We start from the raw sequence: 344 nt of genomic DNA on the forward strand, positions 1-344 counted from the left end.
ACAGCAATCCTGGCCTTGATCCCGCCAAGCGAAGCGCTGGCGCTGGCAATTCAACAGGGCGATGTTGCCGGGCTGCAGCGACTGTGGCCAGAGATTGTGACTAGCCAGCACGCGCAATTCGTTCTGGTATGGCAGCAATTGCCGCTGGATACCAAGCGCCGCCATCTGGCTGATTTTTCCAAGCAATTCAATCCAGTCCAGCAGGCTGAGCTGGCTCAAATGCTGGAATTTTCCATGCCTGCGTCACCGGCTATGGGCGATGCCGTACTGGCAGACGGCGCCAAAGTTCAGGCGCCAGCCGCCACTGATATCTATCAAACAGCAATCCTGGCCTTGATCCCGCC

At 57.8% G+C, this 344-nt stretch carries 1 protein-coding gene; it reads right to left on the minus strand.

All coding sequences use genetic code 11. The features are described 5' to 3' along the window. On the minus strand, window positions 1–219 hold a 219-nt coding region (locus ACL9RI_RS27685), incomplete at its 3' end, for a hypothetical protein (RefSeq protein WP_422729651.1). Window positions 220–344 lie beyond the last annotated feature (125 nt).

The organism is Janthinobacterium sp. Mn2066 (genome assembly GCF_049319705.1).
Classification (GTDB): Bacteria; Pseudomonadota; Gammaproteobacteria; order Burkholderiales; family Burkholderiaceae_D; genus Janthinobacterium.